The following is a 503-nucleotide window of genomic DNA, read 5'->3' as shown; positions in this document are numbered from 1 at the left end:
CGCTTATCTTTGCAAGATTGGGCGAAACGAGTATTCGTTGAGTTGCGCCAAATTGCAGTAGAGATGGATTCTGCGGCTGGTGGCGACGCTTACCAAGCTGTATGTGACAAGTTAGAAGCATGGATTGATAACCCTGAACTGACGATTTCTGGCCAATTGCTTGATCTAACCAAAGAACTTGGTGGACTTGGCAAAGTAGGTTGTGCTCTTGGCATGAAGTTCCGTGAAGAAAATCTGGCTCACGGTTACCAACATTACTCGCAAGATATAATGGAAACGGAAGTGGCTTCTTCAGTTGAGAAACAGCGACAAGCGGAAGAAAGCGATACGTTATCTTTTGACGAGTTTCTGGAAAACTACTTCGCTTATCTAAAACAATAATCAATAAGTAAGGATTGGGTGGGATTGAACATTAAGCCGTTGGTTGTATCGGTGCTAGGAAGTGTGTTGCTTGCGGGATGTGCGACAGCGCCACCAAAACAGCAAGATAACCTATGTGAGAT

General features: G+C 44.5%; 1 pseudogene. It reads left to right on the top strand.

Features of this window, described 5'->3' with window-relative positions:
• Window positions 1-381, top strand: a pseudogene (locus tag R7O13_RS31355) (glutamate--cysteine ligase); the annotation flags it as partial.
• Between the last annotated feature and the right edge of the window lie 122 nt (window positions 382-503).

The sequence above is a fragment of the Vibrio sp. Y176 genome (assembly GCF_033438945.1).
Note: the sequence above shows the minus strand (reverse complement) of the source record. Positions and strands in the feature narration are given on the sequence as shown.